This window comes from Pseudomonas sp. YeP6b (assembly GCF_025642995.1).
Lineage (GTDB): Bacteria > Pseudomonadota > Gammaproteobacteria > Pseudomonadales > Pseudomonadaceae > Aquipseudomonas.
In genome coordinates, this window is record NZ_CP080090.1 from 42,423 (window position 1) to 58,088 (window position 15,666).

At 63.9% G+C, this 15,666-nt stretch carries 11 protein-coding genes; all 11 read right to left on the bottom strand.

Features of this window, described 5'->3' with window-relative positions; genetic code table 11:
- Positions 1-79: 79 nt before the first annotated feature.
- Complete coding sequence (locus KZH41_RS00215; RefSeq protein ID WP_094948697.1) at positions 80-460, bottom strand: helicase; 381 nt, start codon at positions 458-460, stop codon at positions 80-82.
- A 124-nt stretch (positions 461-584) separates the two neighbouring features.
- Positions 585-1,508 (bottom strand): type VI secretion system-associated lipoprotein TagQ, encoded by a 924-nt coding sequence (tagQ, locus tag KZH41_RS00220; protein WP_094948696.1) that lies wholly within the window; start codon positions 1,506-1,508, stop codon positions 585-587.
- 84 nt (positions 1,509-1,592) lie between these two features.
- Positions 1,593-3,305 carry a formylglycine-generating enzyme family protein gene (locus KZH41_RS00225; protein WP_094948695.1) on the bottom strand — a complete coding sequence of 571 codons (1,713 nt, stop codon included), beginning with the start codon at positions 3,303-3,305 and terminating at the stop codon, positions 1,593-1,595.
- A complete protein-coding gene (locus KZH41_RS00230) occupies positions 3,298-4,482 on the bottom strand; it encodes an ABC transporter permease (protein WP_263274190.1) in 1,185 nt (394 codons plus the stop codon). Before KZH41_RS00230 ends, KZH41_RS00225 begins: the two co-directional genes overlap by 8 nt.
- The gene (locus KZH41_RS00235) at positions 4,482-5,186 is read right to left on the bottom strand and encodes an ABC transporter ATP-binding protein (protein ID WP_094948693.1); all 705 of its coding nucleotides are present in this window, start codon (positions 5,184-5,186) and stop codon (positions 4,482-4,484) included. Before KZH41_RS00235 ends, KZH41_RS00230 begins: the two co-directional genes overlap by 1 nt.
- Positions 5,186-8,170: a serine/threonine-protein kinase gene (locus KZH41_RS00240; RefSeq protein WP_263274191.1), complete on the bottom strand. Its 2,985-nt coding sequence runs from the start codon at positions 8,168-8,170 to the stop codon at positions 5,186-5,188. Before KZH41_RS00240 ends, KZH41_RS00235 begins: the two co-directional genes overlap by 1 nt.
- Positions 8,167-8,886, bottom strand: a complete 720-nt coding sequence (locus KZH41_RS00245) for a PP2C family protein-serine/threonine phosphatase (RefSeq protein ID WP_094948691.1) — start codon at positions 8,884-8,886, stop codon at positions 8,167-8,169. The genes KZH41_RS00240 and KZH41_RS00245 overlap by 4 nt, the downstream gene beginning before the upstream one ends.
- Positions 8,887-9,540 (bottom strand): type VI secretion system-associated protein TagF, encoded by a 654-nt coding sequence (gene tagF / locus KZH41_RS00250; RefSeq protein ID WP_094948690.1) that lies wholly within the window; start codon positions 9,538-9,540, stop codon positions 8,887-8,889.
- On the bottom strand, positions 9,537-13,037 hold the full coding sequence (gene tssM, locus KZH41_RS00255; RefSeq protein WP_094948689.1) for a type VI secretion system membrane subunit TssM: 3,501 nt from the start codon (positions 13,035-13,037) through the stop codon (positions 9,537-9,539). Before tssM ends, tagF begins: the two co-directional genes overlap by 4 nt.
- Positions 13,034-14,323 (bottom strand): DotU family type VI secretion system protein, encoded by a 1,290-nt coding sequence (locus KZH41_RS00260; RefSeq protein WP_094948688.1) that lies wholly within the window; start codon positions 14,321-14,323, stop codon positions 13,034-13,036. The genes tssM and KZH41_RS00260 overlap by 4 nt, the downstream gene beginning before the upstream one ends.
- A gap of 6 nt (positions 14,324-14,329) precedes the next feature.
- Positions 14,330-15,664 (bottom strand): type VI secretion system baseplate subunit TssK, encoded by a 1,335-nt coding sequence (gene tssK / locus KZH41_RS00265; protein ID WP_263274192.1) that lies wholly within the window; start codon positions 15,662-15,664, stop codon positions 14,330-14,332.
- Positions 15,665-15,666: the final 2 nt, after the last annotated feature.

Below are 15,666 nucleotides of genomic sequence, written 5' to 3' on the forward strand. Positions count from 1 at the left end.
TTCCAACGGTGGAATGCAGTCAACGGTGGGAGCTGGCTTGCCCGCGATGAATTCAACTCGGTACAACTGAAGAAACCCTTCAGGCCTTCTTCTTTTTCTTCGGTTTCAAATATTTGGTCAGCCCCTGGAACCAGATCACCAGCGCCGGGTTGCCCTTGATCTGGATCGACTTGTCTTGAATCCCCGTCATGAACGCCAATTGCTTGTTCTTCGCCTGCATCGTGGCGAAGCCGTAGGCGGCATCTTTGAAGGCGATAGCAAACGCAGGCTCCGGGTGAACACCTGAGCGGCTGGTGATGCGCTGGTCTTTGACGATGAAGTGACGGGCAACTTTGCCGTCGAGGGTTTGCAACTGGAACGCCAGGTCTTTGTCACCCAGCTGTTGCTGGAAAGCAGGGTTGGTGCGGCTGGCTTTGCCCATCATCAGGCCAAGCACCCACAGCAGAAGACGAAATTTCATGCACGCGGCCTCGGTATCATTATTAAGTGGCCGCAGCAGTGTAACAATTTGCCTATAGAACGCCACCGATCTCGCGCTTTAGCGGGAGATCGGCTGGCGTTTAACGCTTATAGCAGCATCTTGCTTAAACGTTAGGGCAAGGTACCGGCGCCCAGTCGGCCAGGTTTGGATCGCGGCAGGTGCCTTCGATCTGCGCTTTACCCGCGCTGGCGACCTGCTTGCTTTCAGCTTGCTTGGCCTGGACCGTCCGAATGCTCTTCTCGGTAGTCACCGCTTCTTTCGGCACGGTTGGCAGCGATGCCTTCTTCGCTGGTTTTACGGGTTTTTTGCCTTTGGCCGGCACCACCGGCGGCGTCGTGTCGGCGGTCGCTACCGTCACCACGTCGTTGCGCTGCACACCCACTTGTTGCAGGTCTTTCTCGTAAGCCTGGGTGTAGTTGTTCAGGTCTTCGCTGGCTTTGCCGTTGACCGCAACGATCAGGTCATTGGATTCCTTCAAGCCCGCTACGATTTCCGCCAGGCGCTTGCGGCCTTCAGTGTCGTTGACGGCTTTGGCTTTGCGGTCGGCAACCAGCTTGGTGAACGCGCTCTGGTAGCACTGCTGGGACGCCTTGGCGTACGCGGTGCTGCGGTCGATGTCGGAAGCGCTCTTGTTGAAGTCCGCGGAGTAAGACGCAATGCGCTGGTTGTCATCGCTGATCTGCTTCTGACGCTCGGTGTAGTAACCCGCCGCACCGCCAGCCAAGGCGCCGCCCGCGGCACCGATGGCAGCGTTACGGCCGCGCTTTTCGGAGTCGCCAGTCAGCGCGCCCAGCAGTGCGCCGCCGGCCGCGCCGAGGGCCGCGCCGGTGACGACCGATTTGGTCATGTCCGAATCCGTCGCGCGCAGGTGCTGCACCGGCTCGTAGCAGTTCGGGTAGTACTCGACCTTGGTGCTCGACGCGACCTTGGAGGACGGCGACGTGGCGCAGCCAGTTAACACGGTGCTGAAACCGGCCGCGATCAGCAGCAGGTGACGCTTGGAAACCGCCTTACGGGAAAAAAGCATAGGTGTGTTCTCTTTTAAGTTTGACTTGCCCAGCACGGCCCACCGCCGCCTGAGTCCCTTCCAAGCTCGCCATACAACCAGCGATCAAGACCGCTGACCGCTCGCTGCGAGCAATTCCTTCAAGATCGTTGCCGGGTCGGCCCGCTGTTGTTTGCGGTAGTTGCCGACATGGCGAACGAACAGTGTCGCGCGCGTCACCAGGCTCTTACCGAGCACTGGCTTGCGATCCAACTCTTCCTTGATTCGTTGAAACTGCGCCTGGATCACCGCATCGGTGTAGCGCGTGCCGGTGGCCAAGTTGTCGATGTAGATCGCCACCGCGCCGTCGAGGGCGCTGCGGCCATTGGTGATGGCCATGTCAAACAGCTGCGCGCTGGCCGCGTCCTTGTTGTCCAGGGCCTGCTGGCGACTCTTCTGCAAGTTGGCCAGGCGAATGTTGTAGTTGCTGATGGTCTCGGCCACCAACGCCGCCGACTGAATCAAGTTGCCCGCCGCTTCTTCGCGTTGTTGGGCGATCAGCGAGACGTTGCGCTTGAGCTCTTCGTTGACCAGCCCAAGCTCGGCTTGCAGCTTGGGGTCGACACTGGCAGCGATGATGCTGTCCAGGCGTTTGGTCGGGTCCTGAGCGTCGTCGATGGCATCCGTCAGCGCGGCCAGGCGCCCTTCTTTCTGCCACTGGGCGAACAGCTCCTTGTAGCGCGAGCGCGGCGCCGACAGTGCGCCAATCGCCACGCGAAACCCGGTGGTCTCGTTGCTTTGCTCGGTTCCGTCGGCGGCAAACAATGGGTACTCGCGGCGCATGCCAGTAAACAGCGTGCCCTCGCCTTCAAGGTAGTTGCCGCCCTTGACCACAAAGCCGCCGTACGTGCCCTGGCGGCGCCCGGCGTGCACCAGTTGGAAGGATTCCTGGACCATTTCCGCCGCGTTGCCGATCACATCGAACAGGCCAATCGGGTTGGGCAGTTTGGTGCCGATGGGCATCAAGCGTGCAGCCTGGCCGGTGCCGCCGGCGACTTGGTTGAACACCGCGTAATCACCCAGCGGGCCGTCGCTTTCGCTGCCTTCGACACGGCGTGGAAACAGCCGGCCTTCCAAGTCCTGACGGCTAACCGCCTGGCCACCGCGTGCGGCAAACTCCCATTCCACTTCGGTGGGCAAGCGCACAAAACCGAGGCCACCGTCTTCAGCCGAAGAACCACGACCACTGACCGGCAGCAGCTCACGGTGATATTTCATCAGCCAGGCGCTGTACACCGCCGAGAAACGCTCAGCCTCAAAGCGCGACAGTTTCACTTTGGGCAACCGCGCGGCCATGCCGGTAGGCGCATCGCAGGCAGGCGCGGGTTCGCCGCTGGCCAGCGACTGCGCCTGGGACATCACCTGGGCGTATTGGCGCGCGGTCACTTCGTACTTACCAATGAAGTACAGCATAGGTTTGAGCGGGGTTTTGGCGTCGGTCTTCGGCATCAACGGCGCGATGACTTTGTTCCAGTCTTTGGGCAAGTCCTTGAGGGTGAATTGGCCGTTGATAAAGTCGCGGCGGTAGCCGGAAATAAACGACTGCTGATAACCCGCCTCACCTTCGGCAAAGGGATAACCGAGGCTGATCTCGCGGTCATCCAAGGTGCCCTGGGCCAGCACGTAGGCGTAGCGGAACACCATATTGCCTTCACACGGCAGCGGCAGGCTCACGTCGTCGGGCAACGGTTTGGGGTTGTCGAGTTTGTCACTCGCCTCATCAGCCCACGCCAGCGAGGCCAAGCTCAGCGCCACACAGGCGCCCAATAACTTATACATCTCTGATTCCTTCAGAAGCCTGGATACGCGCCACCCGCCAACCACCACAGGCCGCCGCCACGGCGCTGACGCCGAGGATTGCAACCAGGGCCAGGCCGTAGTGACGCGCCAGCAGGTGACTGGCGTATTCGCCCGGCACCTGCACAAATAATTTATTCAAACCTGCCTCGGCCACGCCATACAGCCCGGCACTGAGCACGGCGGCTAAGCCTGCGCTGTACAGCGCCTGCAGTACCACAAACAGCAATAGCCCGGCGGTGGAAAACCCCAACAGGCGCAATACCGACAATTCCCGATGCTTGCGCGCCACGGCCGCCAGTGCGCCGGCGAAGATCGCCGCAAACGCACCGGCCAAGGCCAGCCCGGCAATGATCCAGAATACGATCGACAGGTTGCGGCTCAACGACTGCACCTGGGCGATGGTATGCGCCTGGGTCGACACCAACAGGTTCTGCCCGGCAAAAAACACCCGCAGCGGCTCAACATCGGTGAGGTTGCGGGCGTACAAGCGAAACGCCGGATAAACCCGCTGCTCGCTCACACCGGCTGCATCACCCTCCCAGCCCAAAGCCAGCACTGCCCGGCCATCGCGGTAATCTTCCGCCGCTTCCAACAGGGCCAAATCGGCAAACAAACCGTCACGCGCAAACGCGTCCAATGGCAATACCGCCAGCACCTGCAGCCGCGTGCGCTGGGCTTCGACGCGCCCGGCCACTTGCCGCGCAAAGCTGGTTTCCAACCAATCCCCCGGCCGCGCCGCGAGTTTTTCCGCGGCGGTGTGGCTCAGCACGATCTGCTCCAGCCCCGTGGGCAGCGGCAAACCACCGAGCAACGGATCGCCCGGTGCCGTCGGCAGCATTTCCAGGGTCAGCGTGCCCACCTGCGCCGTTGCCGCAATCTGCCGTGTACGCGGCACGGCAAAGGCCACATCGCTACGCTGGGCAAGCTGCTGGATAAACGCTGCGTTGAATCGACCACCACCCAACGGAATAATTTCACGGGTGGCGGGGTCGGCCTCCAAGCGTTCGGTCAAACTGCTAACCAGTCCAAATTTCAGCCCGAATAACACCAACAACGGCGCGACGACTGCCACCAGCGCCAACACCGAACAGGCCGACAGCCAGGCGTCGTTGCGGTAATCCTGCCAGGCCAGAGACGCCACCAAGCCGAAGCGCATCAGCACGCCTCCCCAAGGGTCGCCGTGATGCCGCCGTCAGTATCACGACGACAACTGATGCGCCGCACCTGCAAGCCACTGGCACGGGCCAACGGTTCGTCATGGGTGGCGATCACGCAGGCCGCGTGGTGTTCGCGGGCCTGAGCCAGCAGCGCCTGCATCACGCGCTCAGCGTTAAGCGGGTCAAGCGACGCGGTCGGTTCATCCGCCAGCACCAGTTGCGGCGCATGCGCCAGGGCACGGGCGCAGCTCACGCGCTGGCGTTGGCCCACCGACAGCGCGGCCGGTTTCTTCGCCAACTGGTCGCTAATCTCCAACTGCTCGGCCAGACGCGCGACGCTGCCGTCGTCCTTCAGGCCCAGCAGTTGCCGGGACAAGGCAATATTGCTGCGCACATCGAGAAACCCCAGCAACCCACCGGTTTGCAGCACATAGCCCAGGTGCTTGCTGCGCAGCTGGGCCAAGGCAGATTGCTGGTCAGCACGCCACAGAGCGCCGATATCGGTCTGATCAAATTCAAACTGGCCAACCTGATCCGGCGCCAACACCAGCGCCAGCACATCGAGCAAGGTGCTTTTGCCACAGCCGCTCGGCCCGACAATCGCCAACTGCTCGCCCGCGCGCAGCGCCAGCGCCGGAATCACCAGGCTGTAGCGCTGGCTGCCGACGCCGCGGCTTTTGTGCACTGCGCGCAGGTTCAGCATTACGGCAGCGTCGACAATGGCACGCGGTACAACGCATCGCCCGGCTCGGCATCGCCGAAACGGACCCAGTTGGCCACGTCATTGTGGAAGGTTTCGTAGAGACGGATTTTCGAATCCAGCTCGTCGATAAAGTCTTCCTGCTCGGCCACGCTCAACGACAACCACAAATCCTGTGTCATGTTCAGCGACTTGCTGCGGTACGGCAGGCCTTCCAGGTATTCGCCGAGGATGCCGCCGTCGGCCAAGTTGCCGCCCTTGCGCAGGGCCTGTGGGTCGCGGCTCATGTAGGCCGAGGCGCTGGCGATTTCCTGGAAGAAACCCTTGGGCGAGGTCTGAGTTTTGCGCGCTGCATCCACGATCAGTTTCAGCGACTGCTGCAGATCGTTGAGCTGCAATTTGGTCAGCATCACGCACACCTGGAACGCCGGCAGCGCCGGGTTGGTCAGGTCGCGGTCGGCGGTCCAGGCGCTGACCAGTTGCGGCGCCTGGCTCGCGGTTTTGCGGCCGAGGAAGTCCATGTGCATGGCGTAGCCGACGGCGGCGGACTTGTCGGCCAAGGTCGGCGCGGCGCTCAGCAGCGGCACCGGTTGCGGGGTGTTGCTGCGCACTTGGTGCACGAGGTTGGCGAACACGTTGCCGATCTCATCGACACGCTCACCCAGCTTGCGCACATCGCCACCCGGCACCGGCGTGTAGAGGTCGCCGATCTGCGGGTTGGCGTCAGCGGTGAGCACGCGGTATTGGCTTTCGGCACCGGCATGGGTTTTCTTGCCAGCGTCGGTGCGCAGGTGCAGGGCGTAGATCTTGATCTGCTTGCCCAGCGCCGCCTGGCGCACTTCGGCCTCGTTCATCTGGGTGGTGGCGAACGGGTCGTTCTTGCGCAGCGCACCGGCGTCGGTGACCAGCAGAATAATGCGCCCGCCATAGCCGGACCAATCCATGCCATCCACGGCCTGCATCACCCCGGCAAACGCGTCTTCGTTGAACGAGTGGCTGGACACAGTGGACGCCTTTACCTGCCGCGCCATGTCGAGGAAACGTTGCGGGTCGCGGCCTTGATCCAGTGTGATCAAGGTTTTGGCCACGTATTCCAGGCCCGGGGTTTTCTTGATGCTGTTGCGAAAACCCACCAGGCCGAAGCTGACGCTGTCCAACTCACCACGTTCGGCGATGCGGGTTTGCAGCTCGTGCACCACGTCGCGAACTTGGTCGATGTAAGGCTGCATCGACACGGTGGTGTCCACCACCAGTACCACGGCAGTGCGGAAGGCGTCGGCGTGGGTGTTGATCGCTCGGGCGGCCGGTTTGGCGGCAGCGCTGCCAGGGTCGATAGACGCCACATTGAGCAACTGCACCGGCTGGCCGTTTTCGTCGAAGCTCTCTTTGGAGTCGAAGATCGGCAGCAGGTAAAACTGGTCTTGTGGGACCGCACTGGCGGTCGGCTCCAGCGCCAGGACCTGCTGATTGTCTTCGCTGTTCTTCTGCGCCTTGGCCAATACGCCCTTGGCGGCAGCAGGATCAGCCAGCAGCTTTTCCACCTCGCTGGATTGGCGCAGGAACATCACCGGCGCCCGGCCCGAGCGCTCGGTGAACTTGAGCACCAGGCTTTGCTTCCAGTCGCTGACCTGGGCGGCCGGCAACCAGCCATCGCTGCGCCCATCGGTGGCAGCGCCGACACGCAGCCACGGGCTGCCATCGACGTCTTTGCGTTGGTACACGTAGAGCACCGAAAACGCAGGCAGCCCTTCGTCAGTTGCACCACCGGCGTCATGGGACAGCTTGGCGCCCGGCTTGCTGAGCACACGCTGGAACAGGGTCTTTTTACCCGCCATCAGCAAGGGTCGCTGGCCGCCGTCCATATCGGCCACGGCTGTTTTTACTTCAGGAGGCGGTGGCGTTTTCGGCACCACCGCAGTGGGCGGCGCCGCTGGCGTATCGCCGCTGCTCAACCACCAGTAGCTCGCGCCACCGATGGCCAGCGCGACAGCCACCGCGACGCCAGCCAGGGCCAGCACCGGCCCACGGCGCTGCTCGGACACGGCGTGGTGTTGCGTCGGCGTCACCACCGGCTGGCGCACCGGCTGCGGCTGGGGTTTGTCGGTCGGAATGTCGATCGACACGGGCGTCATACCGGCCAAGTCGAAGCTCAGCGGAATCGGCAACGGGCGCACCAGCGTGGCTTCCGGCGAGTCCGCCGGCAGTTGGTCCAGCGCGCGCAGCAACGCCGCCGCATCCGGGAAACGCTCCGCCGGGTCCTTGGCCAACAGTTTGCGCAGCACGTCTTGATAACGGCCGTGGTGCACCGGCAATTCCGGCAGCGGTTCGGTCAGGTGCGCCAGCGCCGTGGAAAGCGCATCGGTGCCGGTGTAAGGCAGCTTGCCGACGAGGATTTCATAGAGCACCACGCCGAGCGCGTAGAGGTCGGCGCGACCATCAATCTCCTGGCCCCGCGCCTGTTCCGGGCTCATGTAGCTCGGCGTGCCCACGGCAAACCCGGCTTGAGTAAACTGGGTGCGGTCGTCCAGGGACTTGGCGATGCCGAAGTCCGACAACACGGCGGTGCCGTCAGCGCGAAACAGAATGTTCGCCGGTTTGACGTCACGGTGCACCAAGCCTTGGGCATGCGCATAACCCAGCGCCGAGGCGATCTGGCGGATCAGCGTCACGCCCTGCTCCGGCGTCAGGCCGGCGGCGATGCGCTCTTTCAGCGTGCCCTTGGGCAGGTATTCCATGGCCATGTAATACAGCTCACCGACGTTGCCAATGTCGTGGATGGTCACCGTGTGCGGGTGCGACAAGCGCGCCAGGGTCTTGCCCTCGCGCAGGAAACGCTCGCAAAAACTCGGGTCGGCCGCCAACGCTGCCGCCATCACCTTCAACGCCACCTTGCGCTCCAGCGAACGCTGAGTCGCCAGGTACACGCTGGCCATGGCGCCCTCGCCGATCCCGCCTTCGATGTCATAACCCGGAATCACGATGCTCATGGCGAAACCTTCACGACAATGGCGGTGATGTTGTCCGGCGCGCCCCGGTTAAGCCCCAGGTGCACCAGGCTGCGCACGATTTCATCCGGGGCGTCATGGCTGAGTACGTCGCGGATTTCGTGATCTTCGACGGTCTTGTTCAGGCCGTCGCTGCACAGCAGGTAGCTGTCGCCGGGGGCGATCAGCAGGTCGACCACGGCCAGTTCCAGCTGCGCCTCCACACCAATCGCGCGGGTGACGATATTGGCGCGCGGGTGCACGCGGGCATCGGCTTCGCTGAGCAGGCCGCTGTCTTGCAGGTCTTGCACGTAGCTGTGGTCGCGGGAGATGCCTTCGAGCACGCCGTCACGCAGGCGGTACAGGCGACTGTCACCGGCCCACAAACACACGCCGCGCAAGCCACGTGCGGCCAGCACCACCACGGTGCTGCCCATCATGGTCACGCCGCGGTTGGCGGTTTCTTCGCGCACGGCGGCGTTGATGCGCAGCAGGTCATTACGCAGGGCCGCCGAGTATTCGTCGAGGGAACGCCCCACCGGCACATTGCGCAGGCTGTCGACGATCAGGCTGCTGACGTAGTCCCCCGCCGCATGCCCGCCCATGCCATCGGCCACCACCCACAGGCGGTTCTCCGGCAGGTCCAGGCACGCGTCTTCGTTGACCTGGCGGACCATGCCCACATGGCTTTTGCTCGCGGATTTGAACGTCGACCCCATCTACACCACACCTTCTTGTCCGAGCAAAAACTGCGCAAAATCGCTGGCGGCAGGCAAGCCCTGACACCGCAATAAACCTGGGGAAATCACCTGCGAGCCACGACCCCACCACAGGCTCGCGCCCTCGCAGGCCTGTTCGGCGAGCGCGGTCATGCGGCTGTGGGGCACGGTGGCGGCGACGCGTTGCAGGCCGGCAAAGCGGCTGTCTACCGCACGCGGTTCACTGGCCGGCATTCCCAGGCTGTCGAGGCTGTCGTTGAAGCTTTCGAAAGTCGCGCCGGCATCCAGCGTGCTGAGCAACAATTCTTCAGCCTGCTCAAACCACGTGTCCGGCCCGCCGACCAGCGACGCAGGGTTGGTGTCGTGATCAAGCAACGCCACCACCGCCAACGGAAAGTACCGCCCGACCCGGTCGATGCTCGGCATCACCACGCCCGCCGCCGCATCCGGCCCGCACACACCCGGCGCCAACACAAAGCGCCACAGCGGGCTGACCAGGTACACGTTGAGCCAGTCGCCGCCCAAGCTGTTCTGGCTGGCGAGCAAACCCGCCGCCAGCCAGCTGTCCCACGGGCCGATAAAACTCTGCGGCAAGGCGCGGCTGACGAAGTCACCGCGGCTGGCCAACTTGCCGTAGAAACCCAGCGTGGTCATAACCGCTCCGGCAGGCTGAAGCCGCTGAGCACGCGGCTCCTGAACGGGTTGAAGGCGCTGTTGGCGCGCAGCTCGTAGGCGATGCTCGCGCCGTCCACCCGCAAGCGCAGGTTGAAGCGGTCCGGCGAGTTGCCGGCGGTGAGGTCTGATTGCTCCAGCAAGCGGAACCAGGCCCACGGGCCGTCCAGGGTCACGCCCGAACGGCCGCTGGCCGATGGCGGCATGATCGAAATGCGCACCACACCGATGCTGCCGGGGTTCGGCCATTGCATCGCCACCGGGCGACTTGGGCCGTGGTCGTAGCTGATTTGCTGGCCGTCGAGGTCGAGCAGGAACTGAGTGATGGTCGGGTCCATCGACACCGGTTTGAGCTCGAAACGCACAATCGGCTGGGTGCCCCCCGATCTAAAGAACGCGTCACGAATAGTTGCTGCACGCTGGAAGGTTTGCAGCACACCCGGCGCAATCCCGAGCTTCTGCGCCGCACCCGGCTGCCAGCGCCAGGTCTGCGCGGAGGTGTCCACGTAAGGCTGCAGGTATTTGCGGAAGTAGTTGTCCATCACCCCGCCCACGCCGAAGAACTGGCCGAAGTCATCCAGCGTCGCGTCGCGAGCACTGCCCGGCGACATCGGGTAACGCCCGGCCAGCGACTGGCGGTACACGTTGACCACTTCGCTGACCCAGGCCGCGTTCAGTTGATTACGTACGCCGCCCATCATGCTGTTGGTGGTGGAGTTGACCACCGACTTGACCATGCCCTGCACCAGCGGCGGCTGGCGTTCGGCATTCAGGCTGACCCGCGTGGCCGCTGCCGCCGCCTGGTTCTTCGCCTCGCCAAGCAAGGCATCGCCACTGGCGCCGACCATGGCGCTGACCTGCACATACAGCGCGTTCATGTCTGCCAACAGGCCGTCGATAGCGGCCGGCTCGCCTTCATTCTTGCTGACGATGCTGTTGAGTTCGGCAAAGTGCGCGGTCACCGGATCATCCGCTGCCTGCGGCGCATTGGCCGTCGGTTGCTCCTGGCCAAGCAGGCTGCCGAGGCGCTCCTTGAGCTTGTCGACGCCGCCTTCCACCGGCACGCCTTTGGCGGCCAATTGGCGCTCTTCGGCTTGCAGGTCGGTTTCCTTGGCAACGGCCACCAGCAGCTTTTTCAGCGGCGAGGTCGGGCCGGAAATCACCCGCAGCACATCGGCGGCCTGGGCCACGCTGGTGATCGGCACGAAGTCGATGTCCGCGAGCAAGGCGTCCCATTGGCGCTGGTAGTCCTGGAAGTACAGGCGGCGCACGTCGGCGGCGAGGCTGACCACGTTCTGCTGGTCGGCCTGCTCACGCCCGAGCACCCATTGCTCTTCGGCGAGGGTGCCGGTCTGGTTCAGGCTGCTCAGCAGGAACGCCTGGCGATAGCCCTTGGCGGTGAAGAACCCACTCAGCGGCTCACCCAACGGCTTGCCACTTTTGCGGCTGAACACCAGCGCAGCATCGCGGCCGGCGGCTTCGTTGAGACGGAAGTCCGGGATGCCTTCGGGCAGCTTCTGACGTTTAACTCGGTCATACACGCGCTGGGCCACCGGCAGTTGTTGCAGTTGCCGACGCAAGTCATCGATCAGCCGCGGGTCAAGCCGCGCGTTTGGCGGGTGACGCTCGAACAGCGCCTGCAAGTGCCCGCTCAACGCCTGGCGCTGATCGGCCGGCAGGTCGCGCGGCAGGTTGCGGTCCCAGTCCAGGGCGATCCAGGCCTTGATGAAGTCCGGATCGTAATGCTCAGCGTCGGCGAGCATCAGGTAAGCCTTAAGGCCCTCGTACAGGAAGTCGGAACTGCCGCCACCGTGCAGTTGCTCTTCGATGCGCGTCACCAGCCGTGGCGCGAAGACGGCGATCAACAGCTTGCGGTAGACGCTGGCGGACTCGGCTTCGAGCATGTCGCCTTGATACAAGCCCAGCCCTTCGGACCAGCTTGGCGACTCACCGGCGAGGTTCTTCACCGCATTGAGCAACGGCAGCACAGCGAGAACCTCACGCTGCGCCGGGCTGAGGTTCTGCACCGTCTGGCCCAGTGGCGCGACCTTCTGGTCGACTTGGGCGATATAGGCTTGGTTGGCGCGATAACTCACCCACCACAGGCCACTGACCACCACCACCAAAGCGATGGTGGCCGCCAACACACCCCGTGCGATCCATTTGCGCCGACGCTCGACCTTCGGGTTCACCCCCACCAGCCCACGTTCGGCAAACGCTACGGCAGTGAACAGCTTTTCGATGAAGTAACTGCGCCCGGTGCCGCTCTGGCGCGCCAGGTGCTGGCGGTCCAGGTTCATGCTCTGGGCCATGGCGCCGATCAAGCGATCAATCGGGCTGCCTTCCTGGGTGCCACTGGTGAAGTACACGCCGCGCAGCAGCACGCGCTCTTCAAAGGCATTGGGCTTGAATACGCCTTCGAGGAAGCTTTGCAGGCAATCCTTCAACGCGCCGAATTGCTGCGGGAAGCCGTAGATCAGGTCGCGCCGCGCGGGGTCGCGCTCCTGTTGCAAGCGCTCCACCAAGCGTTCGTTGAGGCGCTGTTCCAACCCGGCAAATTCGCTTTGCAGCGCCGCCAACGGGCTGTCGCTGTTTTTGCCGTCATCCAGGGCAAAGGTCATGCCCCACACCTGGGCACGGTCTTCCTTGCTCAGGTTGTCGAAGAACTCCATGAAACCCGGCACCAGGTCGAGTTTGGTCAGCATCAAGTAGATCGGGAAACGCACGCCCAACTGGGTGTACAGCTCCTGGATACGCAAGCGGATCGCCGCAGCATGGGCGGCACGTTCGGCATCACTGCCCAGCAACAGGTCCGACAGGCTGATGGCGATAAAAGCACCATCGATGGGCCGGCGCGAGCGCTGCTTTTTCAGCAGGTCGAGGAAGCCCAGCCACGCGGCTTTATCCACCGTCGAGTTGCTGTCCTGGGTGGTGTAGCGCCCGGCGGTATCGAGCAACACGGCTTGATCGGTAAACCACCAGTCGCAGTTGCGCGTGCCGCCGACGCCACGCACCGCTCCGGCGCCCAACTGTGCGGCCAGCGGGAAATGCAGGCCGGAATTGACCAGCGCCGTGGTCTTGCCCGAACCCGGTGGGCCGATGATCACGTACCACGGCAACTCGTAGAGGTTGCGGCGTTCATCACCGCCGAGCTTGGCCTTTTTCAGCAGCGCCAGGGCTTCGTCCATGCGCTGGCGCAGGGTCGATAACTCTTCGGCAGTCGCGGCGTTGTTAGGGTCGACTGGGGTTTGCGCGGCCAGGCTGCGCATCACTTCGGCGGCCTGTCGGCGGGCCTGGATGATGCGGAATACGCGGTAAGCGATCCACACCGCAAACACCAAAATGATCAGCGCCCAGCGCCGCCCTTCCGGCACCAGCACGTCGAGCAACGGCCCCACAAACCAGATGATCAGGCTCAGGGCGATCAGGCCCAGTACGGGGATCACCCAGCGAATCATGAAACTGAAAAACGCCTTCACTCGACGCCCTCCGCCAATACGGTGATTTCAACCCGACGATTGCGGGCACGGCCTTCTGCGGTGGCGTTGGTGGCCACAGGCTCGGTGTCGCTTCTGCCTTCGGCGCTGAAGCGGTCCGCCTGGCCGGTCTTGGCCGCCAGGATCTCCAACACCGACTTGGCGCGAGCTTCGGACAACGCCCAGTTGGACGGGAAACGCAGCGTAGCAATCGGGCGGTTATCGCTGTGCCCAGTGACGCGCACCTGGCCCTTGACCTTGCGGATGGCGTCGGCGATGCGCAGCATCAGCGGCTGGTAGTCATCAACAATGCTGGAACTGGCGGACGCAAATAGCTCGTCGCCCCTGATCGTCACGACGGAACGGTCGACTTTATCTTCCACCGCCACGCGGCCAGCCTTGATGTCTTCCACCAGAAAACCGGCCAGGCGCGGCCGTTCGATGACTTTCGGCTGCGCCACCGGACGGTCGATGGCCTGCACCGGGATCTCGCCCAGGGCATGAATGTTCTTGAACACCGGCTCGGCATCCGACGCCAGTTTCATGCGCAAGCCGAACAGCAGCGCCAACAACAGCGCCAGGCCGATGGCCACGGCGATCCACGGCGGCATGAATTGCGCCAGGCGGTCACGCGCCACGGTCACGCCGCGCCAGTGCGGCGACAGTTCGCGCTCGTGTTCGCCACGGGCGCTGCGAATGGCGGCGGCGGTGCGCTCACGCAAAGCTTCCAGTTGGCTGCGACCGTCGTTCATCACGCGGTAACGGCCCTCGAAACCCAGGCACATGCACAGGTACAACAGCTCCAGCAGGTAGAGGCGCTCGCGCGGGCTTTGCAGGCAGTGATCGAGCAACTGGAAGACTTTTTCGCCGCCCCAGGCCTCGTTGTGCACGGTGATCAACAGGCTCTGCTTGCCCCAGTCGCTGGTGCTGCCCCACGGCGTACTGAGCACCGCTTCATCGAGCGCGGTGCACAGCGCGTAACGCGCCAGCAGTACTTCGTTGCGCGCCACACCGGCGGCTTCGGCGCGCTCTTCGAACTGGCGCAGGTAGGCCAGCAACTGCGCACGCAGGCTGGCCGGTGCCGGGTGGGCGATGGTGTTACGCAGGCGCGTCAACAGCGCCAGCAACGGGCCGGCGGCGCTTTCCAGCGGGTTGAGGCCCTGGCTTTTGCCGGTGAGGATCGGCGCGGCCGGCATCGACAGAGGCGCAGGTTCTGCACGCGCAGGTTCTGGCGCACGGCCACCCGGGCGCGGCATGAACTGGGTGCGGTCATCATCATTGGGATGCATCGCGGATTATCCTCGGATCGCCCAGAAGGCCAGGTTCAAGCCCGGGAACTGCCCGGCGATGTGGAAGGCAAAGCCGCCGGAGTTGTTCAGCTGTTGCCAGTGCTCGCTGCCGCGGTCCAATTCGTAATAGGTGGAGCCTGCGTGATACGGAATCTGGCGTGGCGCCACCGGCAGCGGCAGCAGGCCGATACCCGGCAGTTGCAGGTTGACCAAGTCGCGGATGTGTTCCACCGAGCCGACCTTGCTCTGCTGGCCGAAGCGCGCACGCAGGGTTTCGCCGGGCACATCGGCACGCACCACAAGGATGAAACTGGCGCTGTCGAGCACGGTTTTGTCCGCGAGCATGGCCACGTGCACGCCGTAGGCTTTCTCCACAATCGGAATCGGCGTGGCCTTGCTGTCGATCAGCATCGACAACGCCTCACGCAAGGCGGCCATCACCGGGGTGAAGCTCAGGGCCAGGTCGTCGTGCTGGTATTGCGGGTATTCCTGGGGGCGTCGGCCTGACGTCGAGAAGGTGGAAAACTCACCGGCCAGGCTCACCAGTTCGCTGAAAAACCGCTCCGGGTGCAGCGGGCTCAACTGGCTGAAATGCTGGAGCAGCGGCTGCGCGCGGTTGACCAGTTGCAGCAGCATGAAGTCGGCAATCTCCGACGCACCACCCGCGCCCGAGGCGACCACGCGGCCGGCCAAGGCTTCGCCACGTTGATGCAGCAGGCCCAGCAGTTCACTGCGAAACGCGGTCAACGGTTTGCTCGCGGCCACGTCGAGTACCGGCGGGATGTAGGTGTCATCCAGCACCAGCGCGCGGTCGGCGCGTTTTTCCTTGATGCGCACCAAGCCGATGGCGGCGTAGTCGCTGATGCCATCTTGCGCAGTCAGCAGGCGCAACGCGCGGGAACCGACGGCCACCGGCGCACGGTTTTCGAACGGGGCATTGTCGTCGCGCACTTCGCGTACCTGGCTGACATAGCGGGCGGCGCCGAGGTCTTCGCCGTCGTCCACCGTGTCACGCGCGCCCGCACGCTTGAGCGGCAAGGCCAGGTAAACCAGGCCATCGCGCAAGTTGTCGTCGATATTCAGCGGGCTCGGCGCCAGGTCGTCCTGGGGAATATTGAACGGCGTGCCATCCGGCAACAGGCCGCGCGCCGACACAATCGCCAGCTTGCCCTGGGCCAGCAGGCCCTGGTCGATCAGCAACTCGGAGAAACCCCAGGCGCCGGCGGACAATGGGCGGCTGCGGGCGTCGATCAGGTTTTCCAGGTAACGGTCATGCTGCTGGAAGTGCTGCGTTCCGATGAACATGCCTTCCGACCAGACCACGCGATTGTTCCAGGACATGG

What these genes read in the sequence shown, in the direction of transcription:
- KZH41_RS00215 (WP_094948697.1), bottom strand. Translation starts at nt 460, where the DNA reads ATGAAATTTCGTCTTCTGCTGTGGGTGCTTGGCCTGATGATGGGCAAA.
- tagQ (WP_094948696.1), bottom strand. Translation starts at nt 1,508, where the DNA reads ATGCTTTTTTCCCGTAAGGCGGTTTCCAAGCGTCACCTGCTGCTGATC.
- KZH41_RS00225 (WP_094948695.1), bottom strand. Translation starts at nt 3,305, where the DNA reads ATGTATAAGTTATTGGGCGCCTGTGTGGCGCTGAGCTTGGCCTCGCTG.
- KZH41_RS00230 (WP_263274190.1), bottom strand. Translation starts at nt 4,482, where the DNA reads ATGCGCTTCGGCTTGGTGGCGTCTCTGGCCTGGCAGGATTACCGCAAC.
- KZH41_RS00235 (WP_094948693.1), bottom strand. Translation starts at nt 5,186, where the DNA reads ATGCTGAACCTGCGCGCAGTGCACAAAAGCCGCGGCGTCGGCAGCCAG.
- KZH41_RS00240 (WP_263274191.1), bottom strand. Translation starts at nt 8,170, where the DNA reads ATGAGCATCGTGATTCCGGGTTATGACATCGAAGGCGGGATCGGCGAG.
- KZH41_RS00245 (WP_094948691.1), bottom strand. Translation starts at nt 8,886, where the DNA reads ATGGGGTCGACGTTCAAATCCGCGAGCAAAAGCCATGTGGGCATGGTC.
- tagF (WP_094948690.1), bottom strand. Translation starts at nt 9,540, where the DNA reads ATGACCACGCTGGGTTTCTACGGCAAGTTGGCCAGCCGCGGTGACTTC.
- KZH41_RS00260 (WP_094948688.1), bottom strand. Translation starts at nt 14,323, where the DNA reads ATGCATCCCAATGATGATGACCGCACCCAGTTCATGCCGCGCCCGGGT.
- tssK (WP_263274192.1), bottom strand. Translation starts at nt 15,664, where the DNA reads ATGTCCTGGAACAATCGCGTGGTCTGGTCGGAAGGCATGTTCATCGGA.